Origin of the sequence: Lederbergia graminis (assembly GCF_042655485.1) — a bacterium.
Lineage (GTDB): Bacteria > Bacillota > Bacilli > Bacillales > Bacillaceae_C > Lederbergia > Lederbergia graminis.
Genome location: NZ_JBHSMC010000029.1, coordinates 32578 through 54041 on the forward strand (window position 1 = coordinate 32578; position 21464 = coordinate 54041).

Below are 21464 nucleotides of genomic sequence, written 5' to 3' on the forward strand. Positions count from 1 at the left end.
ACAAGAAAGAAGGCGATCCGATTTTGGATAGCCTCCTTATATTACATAGCTACTGGTTTTTCTACTACATTAGTATCATCCATGACACGGACAAATTGCCCCTCATTGTATGGATAGCCGGCTTTCGTAATTTTAACTTTCACTATTTTACCAATCATTTCTTCGTTAGCAGGAAATACTACTTTCAAATAATTATCTGTATATCCTTCATATAATCCACTTTCAGGATCTTCTTTATATAGTTCTTCTGGAATAACTTCTAATACTTCATCTTCGAATTGAGCAGCATATTCTTTTGCCAATTGGTCAGACAATGTAATTAAGCGATGAACACGATCATTTTTTATGTCTTCATCAATTTGATCTGTCATACGCGCTGCTGGTGTTCCTGTACGTTTTGAGTATGGGAATACATGTAATTCTGAAAACTTATGTTCTTTTATAAAATTATATGTTTCCATAAACTCTTCTTCCGTTTCACCTGGAAATCCAACGATTACATCAGAAGTTATAGCAAGGCCTGGTAGAGCTTTTTTCAATTTTTCTAAACGTTCAGCAAAAAACTCCATCGTATACTTTCTACGCATTCTTTTTAATACTGTATTTGATCCAGATTGGATAGGGATATGCATATGGCGAACAACTAATTTCGACTTATCAATAACATCAATCACTTCATCCGTTAATTGACTAGCCTCTATGGAAGAAATACGAATTCTCTTCAAGCCACGAACTTGAGACTCTAAGTCACGCAATAATGCAGCTAAATTATAATCCTTTAAGTCTTCGCCGTACCCACCAGTATGAATGCCAGTGAGTACAATTTCTTTATAACCAGCATCTACAAGTTGTTGAGCTTGGCGTATTACTTCCTTCGGATCTCTTGAACGCATTAATCCACGCGCCCATGGAATAATACAGAAAGTACAGAAGTTATTACATCCTTCTTGAATTTTTAAAGAGGCACGAGTTCTATCTGTAAATGCAGGAACATCTAACTCTTCATAAACACGGTTCTTCATTATATTACCAACTGCATTAATCGGCTTACGTTCTTCTTTATATTGCTCAATGTACTCTAGCATTTTGACGCGATCTTGAGTACCAACGACAATATCTACACCAGGAATAGCCATAATCTCTGCGGGAGAAGTTTGAGCATAACACCCAGTAACACAAATTACTGCATCTGGATTTCGACGAATTGCGCGACGAATAACTTGTCTACTTTTTTTATCCCCTGTATTCGTAACAGTACATGTATTAATAACATAAACGTCAGCAGTGCTTTCGAAATCAACACGCTCGTAATTATTATTTTTAAATAATTGCCAAATTGCCTCAGTTTCATAGTGGTTTACTTTACAACCTAAAGTATGAAATGCAACTAGTGACATTAAACTCACCTCATTAATTCAAAATGATAAGAAATTGCCGCAAGCGTATATAAAGGTGCGGTTTCTGTTCTTAATATACGTGGTCCGAGACCACAAATCACGAAATTATTATTGATAAGTACATCTTTTTCTTTTTCTGATAAACCACCTTCAGGCCCGTACACAATGAAAAAAGAATCTCCTGCTTTTGCTGATTGAAGTGCTTTGGCAAACGAACTTGTCTCCCCTTCTTTTGCAGCCTCTTCATATGCAACCAGTTTACATGTAAATTGGTTACTATATTCTATTAACTCTGTCAACGTAAAGGGAGGATGAACAGTAGGTAAAACTTGGCGATGAGCTTGTTCAGCCGCTTCTTTCGCAATTTTATTCCAGCGTTCTATTTTTTTTACTTCTTTTTTCTTATCCCATTTTACTACGGAGCGATCAGCAATGAAAGGGACAAACTCAAATGCACCTAATTCTGTTCCTTTTTGTATGATCCATTCTAGTTTATCCCCTTTTGGCAGTCCGCTCGCGACTGTGATTTGAACAGGAAGTTCTTTATTTTGTGGTTCCCATCCTAAAATTTCAACTTCAACAAAAGTATCCTCTATGTTTGTAATAGCAGCAGAGGCCGTTTTCGATTCATTGAAAACAACCCAAATGTGATCACCAATCTTCATACGCATGACTCTTCCAATGTGATGAACATCCTCACCAGTGATTCTCACCAAATTTTGTCCTTTATAATGTTCATTTAGGAAATAACGTTGCATTTGTTCACCTCATTAGGAGCGCTTTGCAATAAAAGCTACCCAATCTTCCATTACGAGAGTTTCTTCAATTGAAAATCCTGCATTGATTAAGGCATCCTTTACTTCTTGTTTCTTTTGTTGAATAATGCCAGAAGTAATAAAGTATCCACCCTTCTTAACAACTTTTGCCGCATCGTCCGTAAATCTCAATATAACATCAGCTAAAATATTGGCAACTACAATGTCTACTTCAACATCTATTCCGGAAAGTAGATTTCCTTGTTTTACAGTTACTGTATCTGACACTTTATTTAGGGAGACATTTTCTTTTGCAGATACTACTGCAACTTCATCTAGATCTAGTGCAGTAATCTGTTTAGCCCCTAGTAAAGCAGCTGCTATACTTAATACTCCAGATCCCGTTCCAACATCAATAACTTCATCACCTTTTTGGACAACTCTCTCTAACGCTTGTATACACATAACTGTCGTCGGATGTGTGCCAGTTCCAAAAGCCATTCCTGGGTCTAACTCAATAATCAGTTCATCACTACTTACTCTTTCATAGTCTTCCCAAGTTGGAACAATTGTAAAGGTCTCCGATATTTTTACAGGATGATAATATTTCTTCCATGCTGTAGCCCAATCTTCTTCCTTTACCTCTGTTGTAGTAACTTCATTATTTCCTATATCAATATTGAAATTTACCAAATCAGAAATCTCTTGTTTTATGGCCTCAATTGTTTCTGCGATAAAGCTAGTAACAGGAAGATATGCTTTAATAATAACCCCTTCCTCAGGGTAGTCATTCGGATCTAATTCGAATATTTCTCCGAAAACGTCCTCACGTTCTCTTGTCAATTCTCTAGGATCTTCTATCACTACTCCACTTGCTCCAGCTTCATGTAATATATTGGAAATAGGCTCTACTGCTTCATTTGTCGTATGAATACTTATTTCTGACCACTTCATTTACATACCGCTCCAATCACTTTATTCAACTTTTAAAAGCACGTTTTACTTTATCAAAAAAGCTCTCTTCATGGCCATCTGGGACACTTCCGCTTATATCAGCAAATTCACGTAACAATTGTTTTTGTTGCTCCGTTAATTTTGTTGGTGTAATTATTTTTACGACAATATGTTGATCCCCTACACCAAGACCACGTACATTATGAACTCCTTTTCCTCTTAAACGGAAGCGAGTTCCAGTCTGTGTACCTGCTGGAATTTTCAATTTTACTTTTCCATGTAATGTCGGTACTTCTATTTCATCACCTAACGCTGCTTGTGCAAATGTGATCGGCATTTCACAATATATATCATCCCCATCACGTTCAAAAAACTCATGTTCTCTTACATGGAAGACTACATATAAGTCCCCTGCTGGACCACCGTTAATACCAGGTTCACCTTCACCAGAAATACGAATTTGTTGACCGTCATCTATACCTTTAGGAATCTTAATATTGATTTTCTTATTCTTCTTAACTGTGCCATCCCCAGAACATGTGCGACACTTTTCTTTAATAATATTCCCTGTCCCGTGACAGTGGTGGCAAACACGGCGGTTTACAATTCTACCGAATGGAGTGTTTTGTTCCACATTAAGTTGACCACTACCACTACAATGTGAACATGTTTCAGGAGAAGTTCCTGGTTTCGCACCTGACCCCTTACATGTATCACATGTCTCTTCCTTAGGTATTTCAATAATTGTTTCTTTACCAAAGACAGCATCTTCAAAATCAAGACGCATCGTGTATTGAAGATCAGCACCTTGTCTCGGAGCATTCGGATCCCTGCGGCCACCTCCACCAAAGAAGGTATTGAAAATATCTTCGAATCCACCAAAGCCACCACCGAAATCGGCTCCTCCGAATCCGCCACCGCCTCCAAATCCTTGAGGTCCAGCGTGGCCAAACTGATCATATTGCGAACGTTTTTGATCATCACTTAACACTTCATATGCTTCTGTTATTTCTTTAAATTTTTCGTCCGAACCAGGTTCTTTATTAATATCTGGATGATATTGCTTTGATAATCTTCGATATGCCTTTTTTATTTCATCTTTAGTAGCACTTTTCGAAACACCTAGTACTTCATAATAATCCCTTTTACTCATGTAAACACGCTCCCGAGTCTTTTCGCATAACGTTTATTCTAACATATTTAATAGCTTACTTGAAAGTAGTTCACATAAAAAGCCAAAGCCGTCTCTCGGTTAGGCTTTGGCTTTTTACCAGAAAAAATTACTTCTTATCTTCTTCGTCTTTTACTTCTTCATATTCAGCATCTACTACATTATCATCTGTATCAGCTTTTCCTTCTTCACCTTGTGCGGCTTCAGCTTGCTTAGCTGCTTCTTCATACAGTTTCATAGATAGATTTTGAACAATCTCTTGTAAAGCATCTTTTTTAGCTTTAATTTCATCTAAGTCATTTTTCTCGATTGCTGCTTTTAATGCGTCTTTCGCTTCTTCAGCAGATTTAACTTCAGCTTCATCTACTTTTCCTTCTAAATCCTTCAACGTTTTCTCTGTTTGGAATACTAATTGATCTGCTTCATTTCTCAGTTCAACTTCTTCCTTACGTTTTTTATCCGCTTCCGCATTTTCTTCTGCTTCTCTTACCATACGGTCAACTTCATCTTCAGAAAGTCCAGAAGATGATTTAATCGTAATATTTTGTTCCTTACCAGTACCAAGATCTTTCGCACTTACATTTACAATACCGTTTTTATCAATATCGAATTTAACTTCAATCTGTGGAATTCCACGTGGTGCTGGAGGAATATCAGATAATTGGAATCGACCTAATGTTTTATTGTCAGCAGCCATCGGACGTTCCCCTTGAAGAACATGGATATCAACCGCAGTTTGATTATCGGCAGCTGTTGAGAATACTTGTGATTTAGATGTAGGAATAGTCGTGTTACGATCGATTAACTTCGTAAATACGCCACCCATTGTTTCGATTCCAAGAGATAACGGAGTAACATCTAGAAGTACGACATCTTTTACGTCTCCAGTTAATACTCCACCTTGGATTGCAGCTCCCATCGCTACTACTTCATCTGGGTTAACTCCTTTGTGAGGATCTTTTCCAGTTTCTTTACGAATAGCTTCCTGAACTGCAGGGATTCTTGTAGAACCTCCTACTAAAATTACCTTATCAATCTCTGATGAAGTCTTACCTGCATCTTTCAATGCTTGTCGAGTTGGCCCCATCGTTCTTTCTACTAAATCAGCAGATAGTTCATCAAATTTAGCACGAGTTAATGAAACTTCTAAATGAAGTGGACCTGCTTCTCCCGCTGTAATAAATGGCAAGGAAATTTGTGTTGAAGTTACACCAGAAAGATCCTTCTTCGCTTTTTCAGCAGCATCTTTCAAACGTTGTAAAGCCATTTTATCTTTTGATAAATCAATGCCATTTTCTTTCTTAAATTCTGCAACTAGATAGTCGATGATTACTTGGTCAAAATCATCCCCACCAAGTCGGTTATCCCCAGCAGTTGCTAGAACTTCGAACACTCCGTCCCCAAGCTCCATGATCGAAACGTCAAATGTTCCTCCACCAAGGTCATATACTAAAATTGTTTGATCTTCATCAGCTTTATCAAGACCATAAGCAAGTGCAGCAGCTGTTGGCTCGTTAATAATTCTTTCTACTTCAAGTCCTGCAATAATACCTGCATCACGTGTTGCTTGTCGTTCAGCATCATTGAAATAAGCCGGAACTGTAATTACAGCTTTTTCTACTTTTTCACCTAAGTATTCTTCTGCATAAGATTTTAAATATTGTAAAGTAATAGCAGATAGTTCTTGAGGAGTATATTCTTTACCTTCAATATCTTGTTTAAAATCTGTACCCATATGTCTCTTAATAGACATAACAGTATTAGGGTTTGTAATTGCTTGACGTTTTGCAACTTCTCCTACTTGACGCTCACCATTCTTAAATGCAATTACAGATGGTGTTGTCCTGTTTCCTTCTGGATTAGGAATTACTTTTGGCTCGCCACCTTCTAATACGGCCACACATGAGTTAGTAGTTCCTAAGTCAATACCGATAATTTTGCTCATATTGAAATTCCTCCTGATAATTATGTAGAGTAATGATTATTTACTGGTTCACTTTCACCATAGACGGTCGAATAACACGATCTTTTAAGATATAGCCTTTTTGAAACTCTTCGACCACAATATTACTTTCGTATTCGGAATCATTTGCTTGCATCACAGCTTGATGTAAATGTGGATCAAATTCCTTACCTACAGCTTCGATTTGCTCAGCACCTTCTTGTTTTAAAGCATCTATAATGGCACGATATACCATCTGTACTCCCTCAAGTAGTGCTTTCGTTTGCTCATTATTAGGTTCAATTTGCATTGCTCGTTCGAAATTATCTATAGCTGGAAGTAAATTGGAAATTAAACCTTGAGCTCTATATTTTTGACTAGCTTCTTTATCAAGTTGAACGCGTCGCTTGTAATTTTCAAAATCAGCATATAAACGTAAATAACGATTTTCAGCTTCTTCTGCCTTCGCTTCTAATTCACTGATTTTCTTTGCGATATCATTATTATCTTCTACTTGTACATCCTCTGAAGCTTCTTCATTTACTGTTTCGTTCATTTCTTCCGTATTTTCATCTTTTATTTCTTCATTTTCAGCTGTTACTTTTGATTCTTCGTTCATTTTACTACTTCACCTCCTTGAAAGTTTACAGTATAACATATAATAATTGTTAACTGTGCCAAAACCTAACATCATTATAAAAAAATGTAAAATGAGATGCAGGCACAAATAGAAATCAGCAGGAAAGCTTGCTGATTTCCTCCATCATGCCTTATATCTACTTTGAATATAATTTTGATAACACAGCAGTCATATCTTTACTGAAAAAGTCTAATAAGCTAATTACTCGAGAATATTCCATTCGAGTTGGCCCTAAAATAGCTATTGTGCCGACATTTTCATCTTCAATTGAATAAGTCGCAGTAATTACACTACAATCTTCCATCATGACATTTTGATTTTCCCTACCAATTTTAACATTTATTCCTTTTGGTGTATGTTTAAACAACTCGTAGATTCCTTTTTCTTGCTCAATTAAATCCAATAAAGTTCTAACCTTATGGATATTATGGAATTCTGGTTGATTTAACATATTCATCTTTCCGCCAAAGAACAATTTTTCATTACCGGAAGTTTCAAAGGTTTGCAAAATCGTTTGTAGGAAATAGTCATATTGCTGAATATTTTCTTTCAGAATTACTGAAACCTCTTTTAATATAGTTTCTCTCAAGTCTGTAATAGCGATACCAGCTAGTTTGTCATTTAAAATATTAACAAGCTTTTCAATTTCCCCTGGTGCGATATGTTGCGGTAAAGAGAAGGTTCTGTTTTCAACATGTCCCGTATCCGTAATAATAATAGCAACTGCTGCTTCACTATTTAAAGGAACAATTTGTAATTTCTTTAATTTATGATCCTTTACTTCAGAACCAAGGAAAATTGCTGTGTAATTAGTTAAATCCGACAAAACTTTTGCTGCTTTTTGAGCTATTATCTCCATCTCGTATATTCGTTCTGCAAAAATGGAGCGTATCATCTGTGTTTCATAAGAATTTAAAGCTTCTGGAGCTAATAGATGATCCACATAATAACGATATCCTTTTTCAGACGGTATTCTTCCAGAGGACGAATGCGTCTTTTCAATATAACCCCATTCTTCCAGATCGGCCATTTCATTTCTGATAGTTGCAGAACTGATTGGAACTTCTATTTTTTTTGAGAGACTTCGCGAGCCGATAGGTTGTGCAGACCGAATAAAATCATCAATAATGGCTTGTAAAATTAGAAGCTGACGATCTGTTAACACGTTTTATCACCTCTGTTAGCACTCGTTAATCTTGAGTGCTAATTCTAATATAAAATTATCAAAATGCAGGAATGATGTCAATCATTTTACATACAGCACAGAGAGATATATTTATGAAATTAGAAATGATTGAAAAACCTCATTCCCTAGAAAACGCCCTTCCGTAGTCAGACGAATATAACCATTCTCCACAACTAATAAACCACGGTTTCGCATTGTCGTAACTGCCTCTTGGAAAACTTGTTCTAAATCTTTATCAAAACGTTGTTTGAAACGACTTAAACTTACACCTTCTACTTTCCGTAAACCTAAAAACATTTCTTCTTCCATTTTCTCTTGAATAGATAAGATTGTTTCATTAAAAATAGGTCGTTTATGGTCAACTAATGGTGTCATATATTTCTTTAATGGACCTGCATTCGAATATCTAACACCATTTATATAGCCATGAGCCCCTGCACCAAAACCAAAGTATTCCTCATTATCCCAATAAACTAGATTATGCTTACTTTCATATCCCGGTTTTGAAAAATTACTAATTTCATATTGTGACAACCCATAACTTTCCATCTCTTCTATTAATGTTTCATACATTTTAGTTTCTGCTTCCACACTAGGTAATACTAATTTACCTTTTCTCATTAAATTATAAAAAACAGTTTTAGGTTCAACAATTAATGAGTAGCTTGAGTAATGTGGTAATTGCAGTGACAATGCCTCTCTTAACGTTTCACGGAAGTCATTAATTGTTTGTCCAGGTAATGCATAAATGAGATCAATACTAATATTATCAAAACCAACTTTTTTCGCATTATCTAAAGAACGATAAACATCTTTCACACGATGAGAGCGGCCAATTCTTTCCAATAATTCATTATTGAAAGATTGTACACCAAAGCTGAGTCTATTTACTCCATACTCTTTAAGAATTTGTAGTTTTTCTATCGAAAGATCTCCTGGATTTGCTTCAAATGTGAACTCCCCATCTTCAAATGGTAAGTTTTCTCTAATCCCTTTACACAGTCTTTCCAATTGTTTCTCATTTAAGGCTGTAGGAGTCCCACCTCCAACAAAAATTGTTTTCAATTGTTTTACAGGTGTTTCTGTAATAGTAATTTCTATTTCCTTCATAAGTAAATCCACATATTCATCTACAGGTTGACCATGTAAGAATACTTTATTGAAGTCACAGTAGTGGCAAATATGTTCACAAAAGGGAATATGGATATATGCTGCTTTCATCGTTTTACACAACCTTTATTAATATAATAGGAAAAAGGGAAGTGCAGCATGATAAATTCAATCAAGCTTTACCTCCCTGCATGTAACTTCCTATTTTGACTTTCCGCCTTCATCCCGCTTCAAGACAGCCATAAATGCTTCCTGAGGGACTTCAACAGATCCAACTTGTTTCATACGTTTCTTACCTTCTTTTTGTTTTTCCAGTAGTTTACGTTTTCGAGATATATCTCCGCCATAACATTTAGCTAATACGTTTTTCCCCATTGATTTAATTGTAGACCTTGCGACAATTTTTTGCCCAACTGCAGCTTGAACAGGGACTTCAAATTGTTGTCTTGGTATAAGTTCTTTTAGTTTTTCTACAATCGTCTTACCACGTTCATAGGCGAAATCACGATGAACAATGAAGCTAAGTGCATCAACAGTTTCACCATTTAATAAAATATCCATCTTCACTAATTTGGAAGGTTTATATCCAATCATCTCATAATCAAATGATGCATAGCCTTTAGTATTTGATTTTAATTGATCAAAGAAATCATATACTATTTCAGCTAATGGTATTTCATAAATGACATTTACTCGAATATCATCTAGATATTGCATGTCAATGAAATTGCCTCTTTTTTCTTGTGCAAGTTCCATAACAGCTCCAACGTAATCGTTAGGTACCATCATCGATGCTCTTACATATGGTTCTTCGACGTGGTCTATCTTTTGTTGGTCTGGCATATTTGCAGGATTATCGACATCTACTGAATTTCCATTCGTCATATGTACCTTATATATAACACTTGGTGCAGTAGTGATTAACTCGATATTAAATTCACGTTCAATACGTTCTTGAATAATCTCCATATGAAGTAAACCTAAAAATCCACAACGGAAACCAAATCCAAGTGCTTGTGATGTCTCAGGTTCATATTGTAGTGCTGAATCATTTAATTCTAGTTTTTCTAATGCCTCACGCAAGTCATTAAATTTAGCAGAATCGATAGGATAAAGACCACAATATACCATCGGGTTCAACTTCCTGTAACCTGGAAGTGGAGTATCAGCAGGGTTGGCCACACTAGTAATTGTATCCCCTACCCGTGTATCTCCAACATTTTTAATAGAAGCTGTTAGAAAACCAACATCTCCAACAGTTAATTCATCGACAAGCATTGGTTTCGGTGCATGTACACCTACTTCCGATACTTCGAACACTTTACCTGTTGCCATCATTTTTATTTTATCTCCAGCTTTGACAGTACCCTCAACAACTCGGATATAAGCAATAACTCCACGGTAAGCATCATATAACGAGTCGAAAATAAGTGCTTTTAATGGAGCTTCTGGATCACCAGTAGGTGCCGGCACTTTTTCTACTACTTGTTCTAAAATTTCTTCTATACCAATCCCTGCTTTTGCAGAGGCTAACACTGCATCTGATGCATCTAATCCGATCACATCTTCTATTTCCTGTTTCACACGCTCTGGATCTGCAGCAGGTAGATCAATTTTGTTAATTACTGGTAAGATTTCCAATTCGTTATCAAGAGCTAAATACACATTGGCTAATGTTTGTGCTTCAATACCTTGAGCAGCATCTACAACCAATACTGCTCCTTCACAAGCAGCAAGACTTCTTGAGACCTCATAAGTGAAATCTACGTGTCCTGGTGTGTCAATTAAGTGAAAAATATAGTCTTCACCATTTTTCGCTTTGTATTTAAGTTGTACTGCATTTAACTTAATCGTAATACCTCGCTCACGTTCTAAATCCATAGAATCTAGTAACTGCTCTTTCATTTCTCTAGCAGTAAGTGCTTTTGTTTTCTCAAGTATACGATCTGCTAATGTTGATTTACCATGGTCAATATGAGCAATGATAGAGAAATTACGAATTTTCTCTTGCCTTTTTAATCTGTCTTCATGATTCATTCTTTTCACTCCTGTTAATCGGCGCATGTATGCTAGGGTAAATTATATCAGCACAACAAACAATCAGCAAATAAGAAATGCGAAAGGCGCTCGATTATCGGCGACAAGCAAATGTTCTGAGGCAACGAAAGGCGCTCTTTGCCTTTCATTGCCTCAGGTTATTTGACCTCGAGCCGATAGCGCCTTGAGCTAGACAATAAGAAATGCGAAAGTGCCTGTTTATCGACGTACAGATTTATTAAGAACCTGACGAGATAAAGGAAACACGACGAGGAACGAGTCGATGTTGACTTATCGTAGGAAGGTTCTGGAAATCTGCTAGTCGATAGGCACTTGAGCTAGACAAAGAAATGCGAAAGGCGCTCGATTATCGGAGACAAGCAAATGTTCTGGGGCAACGAAAGCTATTATTATGAAAGATATAGACCTCAAAAAAACAAAAAGAGGCTGCGAGAAAAGGAATATGGTTACAAATAAAAACCGAACTATAACTTGATTTCAAAACAAGATAGCTCGGTCACTTTGTCAATTATAAAATTTTTATAATTACCAGCGGAGGAAATGCACGAAGACTCCTACGGGAGCAAAGGCCTCGATGAGACCCCGCAGAAAGAAAAGCGAAGGCGACTGTTTAGCGGCGTACGAACGGGAGACAATCCTGTACTGAGATAAAGGAAACACGGCGAGGGCCCACAGGATGTGGGTCACGTCGACGTTGGCACAGGACGTGCCGCTTTTAGTCGACGTTCCTCTTGCCGATGTTGACTTATCGTAGGGGAAGGAATGTCTCGTTCGCCAGCCGCTAGGAGCCTAAGCTAGACAGGCGTTTAGCGCCGAGGAGGCTCATTAGCCTTGTCTAGCTGCAGGCGCCATCGGCTCGAGGTCAAATAACCCTACCCGATGAAAGGTAAAGAACACCTTTCTTCGGGTAGGAACATTTGCTTGTCGCCGATAAGCAAGCGCCTTCCGCTTTTCGAAGCCCGCGGAAAGCGAAGTGTATTTCCGAAGCGGTATATTGTTCATGATTTACATCCTCCTACATCCAGGTCAAATCGTTTTGTCTCGACCTCAACTTCTCTTTTTAAAATAAACTACTTACGAATTCAACAATACCATTTGTTATGGTAGAGACGGTATCTGCTAATAGTTTCCCTATTTCTGAAAAGAAGTTAAAAGCCTTTACTTCTTGTAGTTTTTCCTTTTTCTCGTCTATATTAAAAGTTCCTAACTCATTTCCCATTAACGAAGTTTCTACTTCTCCGTTATCCGTTTTATTCACTTCGACAGGTGTTTGGAATGATTGATCATTATATCCTTTCATCTCAAGCATTCCTTCATTTGCCTTATTCATACCTATGAGAACGCCAACGAACAGAACGCAAACAAGAGTTAAAAGCCTCCATATAAATGAATTCATCCTACTTCACCTCTCTTTAAAATAGCTATGCAACATACTCAATTGATATAACTCACTACCTTGTCTTAAATCCTGTGTCAGATTGATCGACAGCTGAATGTAAGGCTGCATTTAATCCAGAAGCGATTAAATTAGCCATATCCTCAATAAATACATCGACTTCTTTTGGGGTTACCATTAAATTATGGCCGAGTGGAGCGAGTACTTCGTGAATTAGTTTTCTCTTCTCCATATCTTCCAAGGTTCCTATCATTCCTAAGAAAGTTTTACGATGTTGTTCCTCTGGTAAATCCTCATCTGTTAATTTTTTTCTTTCACCAAATGTCATTCCTGCTGGTATAAGGGATTTTGAAGGATTTCCGGAATCTTGCAATTCCCTCCCAAAATGCTTTAGAAGAAAATCGATTGTGTCACTAGTAATCGTTACAGCATCAACAACGGTTGGCACACCTATAGAAATTACGGGAACTCCGAGTGTATCTTTACTAATTTCCTTCCTTTTATTTCCTACACCTGAACCCGGGTGTATTCCTGTATCCGAAATCTGTATTGTGGCGTTCACCCTTTCAATAGAACGTGATGCTAAAGCATCAATGGCAATTATAAAATCAGGCTTTGACTTTTCTGATACACCAAAAATGATGTCGCTCGTTTCAATTCCTGTTAGCCCCATTACACCAGGAGTGAGTGAGCTGACAGCACGATAACCATCTTCTACATACTCCGGTTCTAATTGAAATAGATGTCTGGTTATTATTAAATTTTCACATACTAATGGTCCTAATGAATCTGGAGTGACATTCCAGTTGCCCAAACCAACTATTAAACAGCTTGCATTTTTAGGAATATTAATCATTTCCATAAACCCACTAAATTCACTCGCAAATACTTCCTGTACTTTTTGTTGTAATACAGTATCTTGATTGCGAATCCCTTGGACTTCAATTGTTAAATAGTTTCCTTGTTTTTTTCCAAGTTTTCTTTCACCTTCGGGAGTAATCGTGGCGAGAGATACTTTAATATCCTCTACCATCTTCTCCTTTATAACTACTCCTTCAATCTCTTTCTTCTCTACTTTTTCCTTCTTTTTTCCCACCATTTGTTCAAGAGCCATTTCAAAAGCCTCTTCGGCAAGATCGGTTCGGATTGAATATTTACTTAAATCTAGATCTTTCTTATCCATAAATCTAACCCCTCCTGAATATGAAATTTCAAAATTACATGTCTAGCACAAGCATTTCCTTTTCTAGCATTTTTAATTCAGAAGTATTGCATTCCAATCTAGCGTTTGATAAAATATCTCTTGTTCTAACTGTTTATATGTGGTGATACTCGAGTGAGATAGAACCTCGATACTTGTCAGGAGGTGAAGGTAATGCCAAACATTAAATCTGCTATTAAACGTGTAACTATTAACGAAAAGAAAAACGAGCAAAACGCTGCTACTAAGTCTGCAATGCGTACAGCTGTTAAGAAATTCGAAGCTGCTGTTGAACTAAACGAAGATAACGCAAAAGATCTATTTAAAAGTGCGGTTAAACAATTAGACAAAGCTGCTAATAAAGGCTTAATTCATAAAAACACAGCAAATCGTCAAAAAGCACGTCTTGCAAAAAAATTAGGTTAATACCAATAAAAAAAACGTCCTACTAGGACGTTTTTTTATTTCCCCTTCATATTTCCAAGTTTAAGTAAAAATAATTCAAGTGCGACTTCTTTTCCAAATTGACTTGTTTTCAATTGCTCATCCGTTTTTGCTAGTAATTGCATAATTTCTCCTAATTCTGCTTCTGAAAAGGAATTTGCTTGTCCAGAAGCTAACTTAACACGATAAGGGTGAGTTTTTATCGTACCAGCAATTTGCTGTTGCCCATACCCTCTTCTTGTCATTTCCTTCACTTGGTATATTAACCTAAACTGGCTAGCAATTAGAGCCAAAATCTTTATAGGTTCTTCATTTTGTTTCCTAAGGTCATAATAAATTCTAAAAGCCTCTTCCATTTTTCTATTTACGACTTTATCGACTAGATCAAAAATATTTTGCTCCATCGATCGGGATGTTAACTTTTCCACGGTGGACACATCTATTTTTTTAGTATCACTAACATATAATGTTAATTTTGTTAATTCAGAATGTAAATTCATTAAATCTGTACCTACAAGCGTTACAAATAATTCGATGGCATCCTCATCCATGTCAACTTTATTGGCATTAGCTTGTGTACGAACCCATACTTTTAGATCGCGCTCATTTAACGATTTTGCTTCCAATACTTCTGCATTTTTCTTTAGTAATTTTGTGATTTTTTTACGTTCATCTAGCTTCTCATAAGAAGCGATAAAAACTAAAATTGAATATGGCGCTGGGGATTGTAGATAAGTTTCTAGCCTTTTTATATCATGTTCTACCTTACCCTTTGATTTATCTGCTGTTAAAAAGACCGGCTTATGTAAAAACAGTAATTTATTATCTCCCATAAAAGGGAATGTTTCAGCATCTTCAATCGCTTCTTCAATCGGGGTTTCCTCTAAGTCATAAACGGAAAAATTAAAATCCATTTCTTCTACCGTTAACACATTTGTCACTAATTTCTGTTTTGTCTCGTTGATTATAAAGTCTTCTGTTCCATATAATAAATACAAAGAAGAAAATTGTTTTTCCTCTATTTTTTCCCATACTTTCATATTTACCCTACTTTCAAATTGTCTTATTTATATGTTATGAAAGGTAGGCTTATTTGACAAGTAGAAAGGGGCTCATTTTCACATTGTGAAATGCCCCCTTAATCTATATTAAACGCTCCTGAAAAAGGCCTAGGATACTTTCACAGAAGCGGGTTTTCTATTTAACTTTACTGTACACTTAGTTTAGCCAGCTATATAAAAAGTATGGGTGTTAAGTCTTGTCAACTGTGGTAAAGGAAAAGTGGATTTTTTTATTACTTTCGTCTATACTAAAGTGGATTAGGAGGGGTATTTCGTGAACGAATTTGAACAAAATGTCCAGTCAAAACGGAATGATGCGATTGATTCTGGAATAGGATTCGTAGTATCATTTGTATTCTTTTCAGCAATTTTTGTGATTGGAACGGTTATCCAACTACTCGGTAAGTAATTCCGGAAAGAAGTTTGTTTTTACAAGCTTCTTTTTTCTATGTTTTATTTTATTGCAAAATACTCTGAAAGGTTCCATTATTATTTTTAAACTTATAATGCACTCCTCCATTTTTATCCGTACGAAAAAGCTTGATGTTGTTTTGTTGCAGTAACTGAATCACATCAGCATGAGGGTGACCATATCGATTATTACTTCCAACTGAAATTATAGCAATATCAGGTTGTAGCCATTCTATAAACTCAGCAGTTGTCGAGGTTTTGCTACCATGATGACCAACTTTTAATACATTCACATCCATTTTTTTATATTCCCGAATGATTTCTGCTTCACCTTCCTTTTCTAAATCCCCCATAAACAACCAATTTAAACCACCGATTTTTCCATATATTACGATAGAATCATTATTCCCTTCATAGGTCCTATCTAAAGGATACAATACTTGAAATTCTCCTGATTTATTGTTCCAACTATATCCATCCGTAACCTCTAATAGTGGTGTTTCTTGTTCACTTATAATGGTCAATAATTCTGCCATCGTCGATTCTTTCCAAGAATTTGGGGAAATTAAAATTTCCGAAACATTCAGTTCTGTCATTAACTCTGTTGCAGCACCCATATGATCCACGTCACTATGAGTCAAGATTAATTTGTCAATCTTTGTTATACCTTTACTTTTAAGCAAGGGAATTAAAATATTTTTTCCAACGTTAAATGGATTCTTTCTTTGTTGCCATTGCTCTTCTTCAAATCGCAATTCACCACCTGTATCAATTAAGTATGTTCCTCGGTTATATGGAAGTTTTATAAGAATACTATCTCCTTGTCCCACATCAATAAACACAATTTCACCATTTGGTGAAAACTGAACGATGATGATATGCATTATTAATAATAATGTAATTGGTAATAACGCAATAATGATTGACTCTCTATTTTCCCAAATGACAAAAAACAATATTACTGCGATGATAAATAAAAGCATACTCATTGTGCTAGGTTTACCTGTTACGATCGAACTAAAAGGAAAAGAACTTATTATTTTTGCTAACTTCTCGCTTAACATTAATAAGTCAGAAATAACATTTGCACTAAAAAGAAAAAGGTCAATACTAAAAATCGAAAGGAAGAAAAGGATTATTATCGAAGGTAAAACAATTGTTGTATAAAAAGGTACATATAAAATGTTTGTAAAGATACTTACAAGTGAAAATTCATAAAAGTGGTAAATAAGGATTGGCAAAGATGCAAGCATGGAAATAACGGAAACATTAAAAAGAAGTCTTAAATAAGATAATCCTGCTAAAATTCGTTGTGATGAAATAATTAGTGAATAACTTACAGAATATGAAAGCTGAAAACCAATATTATTAATTAAATATGGATTCCATATTAAAAATACTATAAAGCTAATCGAAAGTGCATCAATAGTAGTAATCGGTATCCTCCACTTTTTCGCAGAAAGAATAAATAATGTCATTAATACCGCTCTCGAAACTGGTGGATTAGCACCGCACAATATTGCATATATAGGTAAAAGTACAACTAGAAACCAAAATATTTTTTCCTTCGTAATCCCAATTAGAAGAAAAACATAATACAGTAAGCCCACAATTAGTCCTATATGTAAACCAGAGATTGCAAGTAAATGAACAACTCCTATTTTCTGATAATACCGATACGTATCTTCAGATAGTAATGATTTATCACCCAATAATAGCGCAATTGCATATGGTTGTAATGGATCAGGGAATTGTTGTTTTATAAAATTTATTGCTTTCGCTCTCATGTTTCGTAAATGATGGATTGGAGATTTTTGGAGATTATTACACGAAGAAATTGCAAGTTCAGAAGGTTGGAGTATCCAATGAATGTTATTGTAGTATAAGTATTTGGAGTAGTTAAAGCCATTCTCATTTCGATTTCTGTCAGGTTTATTAAGTTCGCCAGTAATGGTGCAAATTGTTCCAGCACGTAAAAACCTTTCAAGAACTTGCTTTTCCATTTCTGAATTCATTGTATAACTCAGTAAAAATTTTTCGTCTTTTGATTTAACGATAGCACGCATTCGATTTCCATCAAAGGTTGGAACTTCCGTATAGGTAAATATTGCTTCGACTTGACCAGCATGATAATTAGTTGTGTTTCTTTGTTCTGTTAAGAAGATACTACTCAAACCAATTAACATTACTGCACAATATAAAAATGATAATATGGTATCTTTTTCATAAAGTACACGAAAAAATGTACATAATAAAAACAGTATTGATAATCCATGGTACTCTTTTACACATAAAATACTAGCTAGAAGTCCAAGCGCAAGAATATACCATTTTCCACTATTCAATTTCTTACTCCTTCCATAACGTAAGAGGCAGTTCCCTGCCTCTTATATACTTAATTGCTCTCTGAATAAGCAGCAAAAATCTCGTTATTGAATGGAACTTGTACAACTCGCACACCAGCTTGTTCAAACAATTCCTCTGCGTGAGGATGATTTTTGTAATCCTCTGCATAAAAAACGACTTTAATTCCAGCCTGGATAATTGCTTTACAACATTGCAGACATGGGAAATGTGTGACATATATCTCCGCATTTTCCGTCGGCACCCCAAATTTTGCACATTGTAGTATAGCATTCATTTCTGCGTGGATTGTACGCACACAATGATTATCTATGACGTAGCAGCCTTCATCAATGCAATGAACTCCTCCAGCTATCGAGCCATTATAGCCACCAGCAATAATACGTTTATCTCGAACAATTGTTGCACCAACCGTTAGTCTCGTACACGTACTTCGATATGATAGTAAATGGCTTTGTGCCATAAAATATTGATCCCATGAAATTCGTTCCATATTCCCCTCACCTTTTCTTTTTCTTCAGTTTATCGACAATTACTCATTGAAGTCAATCATCCATTATTTTATCGTTATATTATCCTTTAGCTTTTCAAATGTTTTTTCACCAATTCCAGATATATTTTGAATATCCTCGATTTGTTCAAATGGTCCATGTTGTTCGCGATACTTTATGATAGTTTCTGCTTTAGACGGACCGATTCCTGGCAATGTTTCCAACTCAGCATTATTTGCTTTATTAATATTTATTTTGATTTCACTATTTTGCGATGATGGATTATCTAATGGGATTTCAATATCTTCTCCTTGAATCGGTATGTATATCACCATCTCATCTTCCACTTTCAAAGCAAAGTTTATAAGATTTTCATCAGCTTCTTTTAATAAACCACCTGCTTTATTGATTAAATCAGCTACACGCTCCCCCTCTTCTGCCTCATACAGGCCAGGATGTTGCACTGCCCCCTTTATATCTACAAAAATTTCCTTCTTTACTGGTGGACTATTTATTTGTTCCTCTTGAGGCATGTTCATTTTCTTTTCTACGATAGAAAAGTCAGTATTACTTGTCATGTCACTTTCTTTCCTTTGAGTAATATATATAAAAGTAATTACGATGATGATAAGCACTCCAATTATGATGGTTTTATATTTTTCAATCCAAGTCATCATTTTCAAATCACCTCGAGTTGAAATGAATATTTTAACTATTACTGCATACATTTGTTAGGAGACAGAGGCGAAGGAGGGAGCAGTATGAAGATCGGGATTATAGGGACCGGTAATATGGGTACAATTCTTTCTGAAGCATTGCTCGATGCAAAATCAGTATCTCCTTCAGACTTAATTGTAATAAACCGTACTAAGGCAAAAGCTGAGAGGCTTAAAGATAGATACAAGGACATCGTAATTGCAAATAATATTGAAGAGTTAATTGTTAGATCTGATCTCATCTTTCTTTGTATTAAACCAGCTGACTTTTACTCACTTTTACTTGAAAACAAAGACTTCTTTAACGAGGAAAAATGTATTGTTTCCATTACTAGTCCTATTCAACCAGATTGGCTCGAAAGCCTTGTAAACTGTTCATGTGCGCGTATTATTCCAAGTATCACAAATAGAGCACATTCAGGAGTAACTTTATTTACTTTTGGAAATAGGTGTTCTGAATTATGGAAGAATAAGTTAAATACATTATTTAGTGCAGTATCTTTACCTTTAGAGATTAACGAGGAAATTACAAGGGTTTCATCTGATATAGTTAGTTGTGGACCTGCTTTTTTTAGTTATTTAACAAGGAGATTTATCGAAGCCGCTGTTTCTGAAACTGCAATAGATGAAGAAACTGCAACTATACTATCTGAACAAATGTTAATTGGACTGGGAGAATTATTAAAAAAAGGATATTATTCCTTACCTACATTAGAAGAAAAAGTGTGTGTGAAAGGTGGTATAACTGGAGAAGGAATCAATGTACTTGAAAATGAAGTAGGTGATATGTTTGAGAAATTATTCCAAGCTACACATGCAAAATTTAATGATGAAAAATCCAAGCTAGAAAGAGATTTCAATTCTTAACAATACTATTCTGCTTAAGTAAAGGAAAATCCTGCTATCATATAGATATTTTTTTATAGGTTGGAATAAAAATTAAGCCGAACTATATCTTGTGCTTTTCAAGATAGTTCGGCTTTAATATATAGATATGATAGTACAAAATGCACCAAGTGTTTTACTCTTTTACGTTAACTTTATTCGATTTTACCTATTAATTAGATTTTACTGCATGTAAAGAATATACGTTCCGACTTATCGTTTGGGGCTGAGTTTGAAAAATCAGCTGTAATTGCTTGTATAGAAAATCCAGCCTCGTTAAGCCAACTTTTATACTCCTCTACATCGTATGTCCGTTGTTTATGTAATTCGTTAAATCTCTCATATTTCCCTTCTTCATCCAACACAAAAATACTCAATTCATGTTCGACAGAATGGGGAAAATCCCCTGGAAAACAGTCCCATATATAAGATACTTCTTCGTCAGCAAAAGCAAACGTCTTGTTTTTAAACAATTCATTCATTTTATAAGGTGAATGAACATCAAATAAAAACAACCCATTTGGTTCCATATGATCATAAACACTTCGAAACGTTGCTTGAACCTCTTCAGGACTTGATAAGTAGTTAAGTGAATCACAAAAAATAGTGACGATATCAAATAAACCCAGGTCTTCTAATGTAGACATATCTTGATGAAAGAGCGATATATTTACACCTGCTGAAGCGGCTTTCTCACTAGCGACCATTAACATATCTTCAGATAAATCAACGCCTGTTACACGAAAACCATTTTCTGCTAATAAAACAGTTAATTCTCCAGTACCACAAGCTAGATCAAGCACATTTAAACTTTTAGAACTACTAAACTCATCGCTCTGCACTTTAAGAAATTCTAGCCACTTGGAGTAAGGCACATCATTCATCAAATAATCATAAACATACGCAAGTCGTTCGTACGTCACTGTAATATTTCTCCTAAAATATCTTCGGTCGGAGCATCTCCCCATAATCTTTCTAAATTATAATAACTACGTTCATCACGATGGAAAACATGAGCAATGATATCTCCCATATCAACAAGAATCCATTTCGCTTCATCAAAGCCTTCTAATTTCTTCACTTCTATATTAGCTTTATCAGCGGTATCCTTCAATTCTCTCGCAATCGCCTGCACTTGTTTTTCTGAATTTCCATGGCATATTAAAAAATAATCAGCAACTAGGGAAATTCCTTGCATGTTTAATACCATAATATCCTCTGCTCTTTTATCATCAGCTGCTTTTACAACTTGTTTTAAGATATCTCTTGTTTTATTCAAACA

Annotated in this window: 20 protein-coding genes; 3 read left to right on the forward strand and 17 right to left on the reverse strand. The window is 35.6% G+C overall.

Features of this window, described 5'->3' with window-relative positions:
- Window positions 1-41 precede the first annotated feature (41 nt).
- The 11 genes from mtaB to gpr all read right to left on the reverse strand — a co-directional run bounded on the left by mtaB (window position 42) and on the right by gpr (window position 13792).
- Entirely contained in the window at window positions 42-1397 is a 1356-nt protein-coding gene (gene mtaB, locus ACFPM4_RS18205; protein WP_382354955.1) for a tRNA (N(6)-L-threonylcarbamoyladenosine(37)-C(2))-methylthiotransferase MtaB, read from the reverse strand.
- Between the two features lie 5 nt (window positions 1398-1402).
- Window positions 1403-2155, reverse strand: a complete 753-nt coding sequence (locus tag ACFPM4_RS18210) for a 16S rRNA (uracil(1498)-N(3))-methyltransferase (protein WP_144920406.1) — start codon at window positions 2153-2155, stop codon at window positions 1403-1405.
- Window positions 2156-2167: 12 nt separating this feature from the next.
- Window positions 2168-3106: a 50S ribosomal protein L11 methyltransferase gene (gene prmA / locus ACFPM4_RS18215; protein ID WP_144920404.1), complete on the reverse strand. Its 939-nt coding sequence runs from the start codon at window positions 3104-3106 to the stop codon at window positions 2168-2170.
- A gap of 25 nt (window positions 3107-3131) precedes the next feature.
- A complete protein-coding gene (gene dnaJ, locus ACFPM4_RS18220) occupies window positions 3132-4259 on the reverse strand; it encodes a molecular chaperone DnaJ (RefSeq protein WP_144920402.1) in 1128 nt (375 codons plus the stop codon).
- Window positions 4260-4386: 127 nt separating this feature from the next.
- Entirely contained in the window at window positions 4387-6222 is a 1836-nt protein-coding gene (gene dnaK / locus ACFPM4_RS18225) for a molecular chaperone DnaK (RefSeq protein ID WP_382354959.1), read from the reverse strand.
- Between the two features lie 40 nt (window positions 6223-6262).
- Complete coding sequence (gene grpE / locus ACFPM4_RS18230) at window positions 6263-6838, reverse strand: nucleotide exchange factor GrpE (protein WP_382354962.1); 576 nt, start codon at window positions 6836-6838, stop codon at window positions 6263-6265.
- A 157-nt stretch (window positions 6839-6995) separates the two neighbouring features.
- Window positions 6996-8024: a heat-inducible transcriptional repressor HrcA gene (hrcA, locus tag ACFPM4_RS18235; protein ID WP_382354965.1), complete on the reverse strand. Its 1029-nt coding sequence runs from the start codon at window positions 8022-8024 to the stop codon at window positions 6996-6998.
- Between the two features lie 111 nt (window positions 8025-8135).
- Complete coding sequence (hemW, locus tag ACFPM4_RS18240; RefSeq protein WP_144920394.1) at window positions 8136-9266, reverse strand: radical SAM family heme chaperone HemW; 1131 nt, start codon at window positions 9264-9266, stop codon at window positions 8136-8138.
- Window positions 9267-9356: 90 nt separating this feature from the next.
- Window positions 9357-11192, reverse strand: a complete 1836-nt coding sequence (gene lepA, locus ACFPM4_RS18245; protein ID WP_144920392.1) for a translation elongation factor 4 — start codon at window positions 11190-11192, stop codon at window positions 9357-9359.
- Between the two features lie 1081 nt (window positions 11193-12273).
- Window positions 12274-12609, reverse strand: coding sequence for a DUF3679 domain-containing protein (locus ACFPM4_RS18250; RefSeq protein ID WP_382354970.1), 336 nt, complete (start codon window positions 12607-12609; stop codon window positions 12274-12276).
- Window positions 12610-12664: 55 nt separating this feature from the next.
- Window positions 12665-13792: a GPR endopeptidase gene (gene gpr, locus ACFPM4_RS18255; protein WP_144920388.1), complete on the reverse strand. Its 1128-nt coding sequence runs from the start codon at window positions 13790-13792 to the stop codon at window positions 12665-12667.
- Window positions 13793-13984: 192 nt separating this feature from the next.
- Between gpr and rpsT the strand changes: the two genes are divergently transcribed.
- Complete coding sequence (gene rpsT / locus ACFPM4_RS18260; RefSeq protein ID WP_144920386.1) at window positions 13985-14236, forward strand: 30S ribosomal protein S20; 252 nt, start codon at window positions 13985-13987, stop codon at window positions 14234-14236.
- Between the two features lie 35 nt (window positions 14237-14271).
- Here the strand turns inward: rpsT and holA are convergent, their stop codons facing one another.
- On the reverse strand, window positions 14272-15294 hold the full coding sequence (gene holA, locus ACFPM4_RS18265) for a DNA polymerase III subunit delta (RefSeq protein ID WP_382354975.1): 1023 nt from the start codon (window positions 15292-15294) through the stop codon (window positions 14272-14274).
- A gap of 295 nt (window positions 15295-15589) precedes the next feature.
- On the opposite strand from holA, the gene ACFPM4_RS18270 reads away from it, so the two are divergent.
- A complete protein-coding gene (locus tag ACFPM4_RS18270; RefSeq protein WP_144920382.1) occupies window positions 15590-15724 on the forward strand; it encodes a YqzM family protein in 135 nt (44 codons plus the stop codon).
- Window positions 15725-15773: 49 nt separating this feature from the next.
- Here the strand turns inward: ACFPM4_RS18270 and ACFPM4_RS18275 are convergent, their stop codons facing one another.
- The 3 genes from ACFPM4_RS18275 to ACFPM4_RS18285 all read right to left on the reverse strand — a co-directional run bounded on the left by ACFPM4_RS18275 (window position 15774) and on the right by ACFPM4_RS18285 (window position 19258).
- Complete coding sequence (locus ACFPM4_RS18275; RefSeq protein WP_382354980.1) at window positions 15774-18071, reverse strand: DNA internalization-related competence protein ComEC/Rec2; 2298 nt, start codon at window positions 18069-18071, stop codon at window positions 15774-15776.
- 50 nt (window positions 18072-18121) lie between these two features.
- A complete protein-coding gene (locus ACFPM4_RS18280) occupies window positions 18122-18583 on the reverse strand; it encodes a ComE operon protein 2 (protein ID WP_382354983.1) in 462 nt (153 codons plus the stop codon).
- Window positions 18584-18646: 63 nt separating this feature from the next.
- Window positions 18647-19258, reverse strand: a complete 612-nt coding sequence (locus ACFPM4_RS18285; RefSeq protein ID WP_382354986.1) for a helix-hairpin-helix domain-containing protein — start codon at window positions 19256-19258, stop codon at window positions 18647-18649.
- Window positions 19259-19342: 84 nt separating this feature from the next.
- On the opposite strand from ACFPM4_RS18285, the gene comER reads away from it, so the two are divergent.
- Window positions 19343-20164 carry a late competence protein ComER gene (comER, locus tag ACFPM4_RS18290; RefSeq protein WP_382354989.1) on the forward strand — a complete coding sequence of 274 codons (822 nt, stop codon included), beginning with the start codon at window positions 19343-19345 and terminating at the stop codon, window positions 20162-20164.
- Window positions 20165-20358: 194 nt separating this feature from the next.
- On the opposite strand, the gene ACFPM4_RS18295 is transcribed toward comER, so the two are convergent.
- Together ACFPM4_RS18295 and rsfS are read right to left on the reverse strand one after the other, a co-directional pair.
- Window positions 20359-21105, reverse strand: coding sequence for a class I SAM-dependent DNA methyltransferase (locus tag ACFPM4_RS18295; RefSeq protein WP_382354992.1), 747 nt, complete (start codon window positions 21103-21105; stop codon window positions 20359-20361).
- On the reverse strand, window positions 21102-21461 hold the full coding sequence (rsfS, locus tag ACFPM4_RS18300; RefSeq protein WP_382354995.1) for a ribosome silencing factor: 360 nt from the start codon (window positions 21459-21461) through the stop codon (window positions 21102-21104). The genes ACFPM4_RS18295 and rsfS overlap by 4 nt, the downstream gene beginning before the upstream one ends.
- Between the last annotated feature and the right edge of the window lie 3 nt (window positions 21462-21464).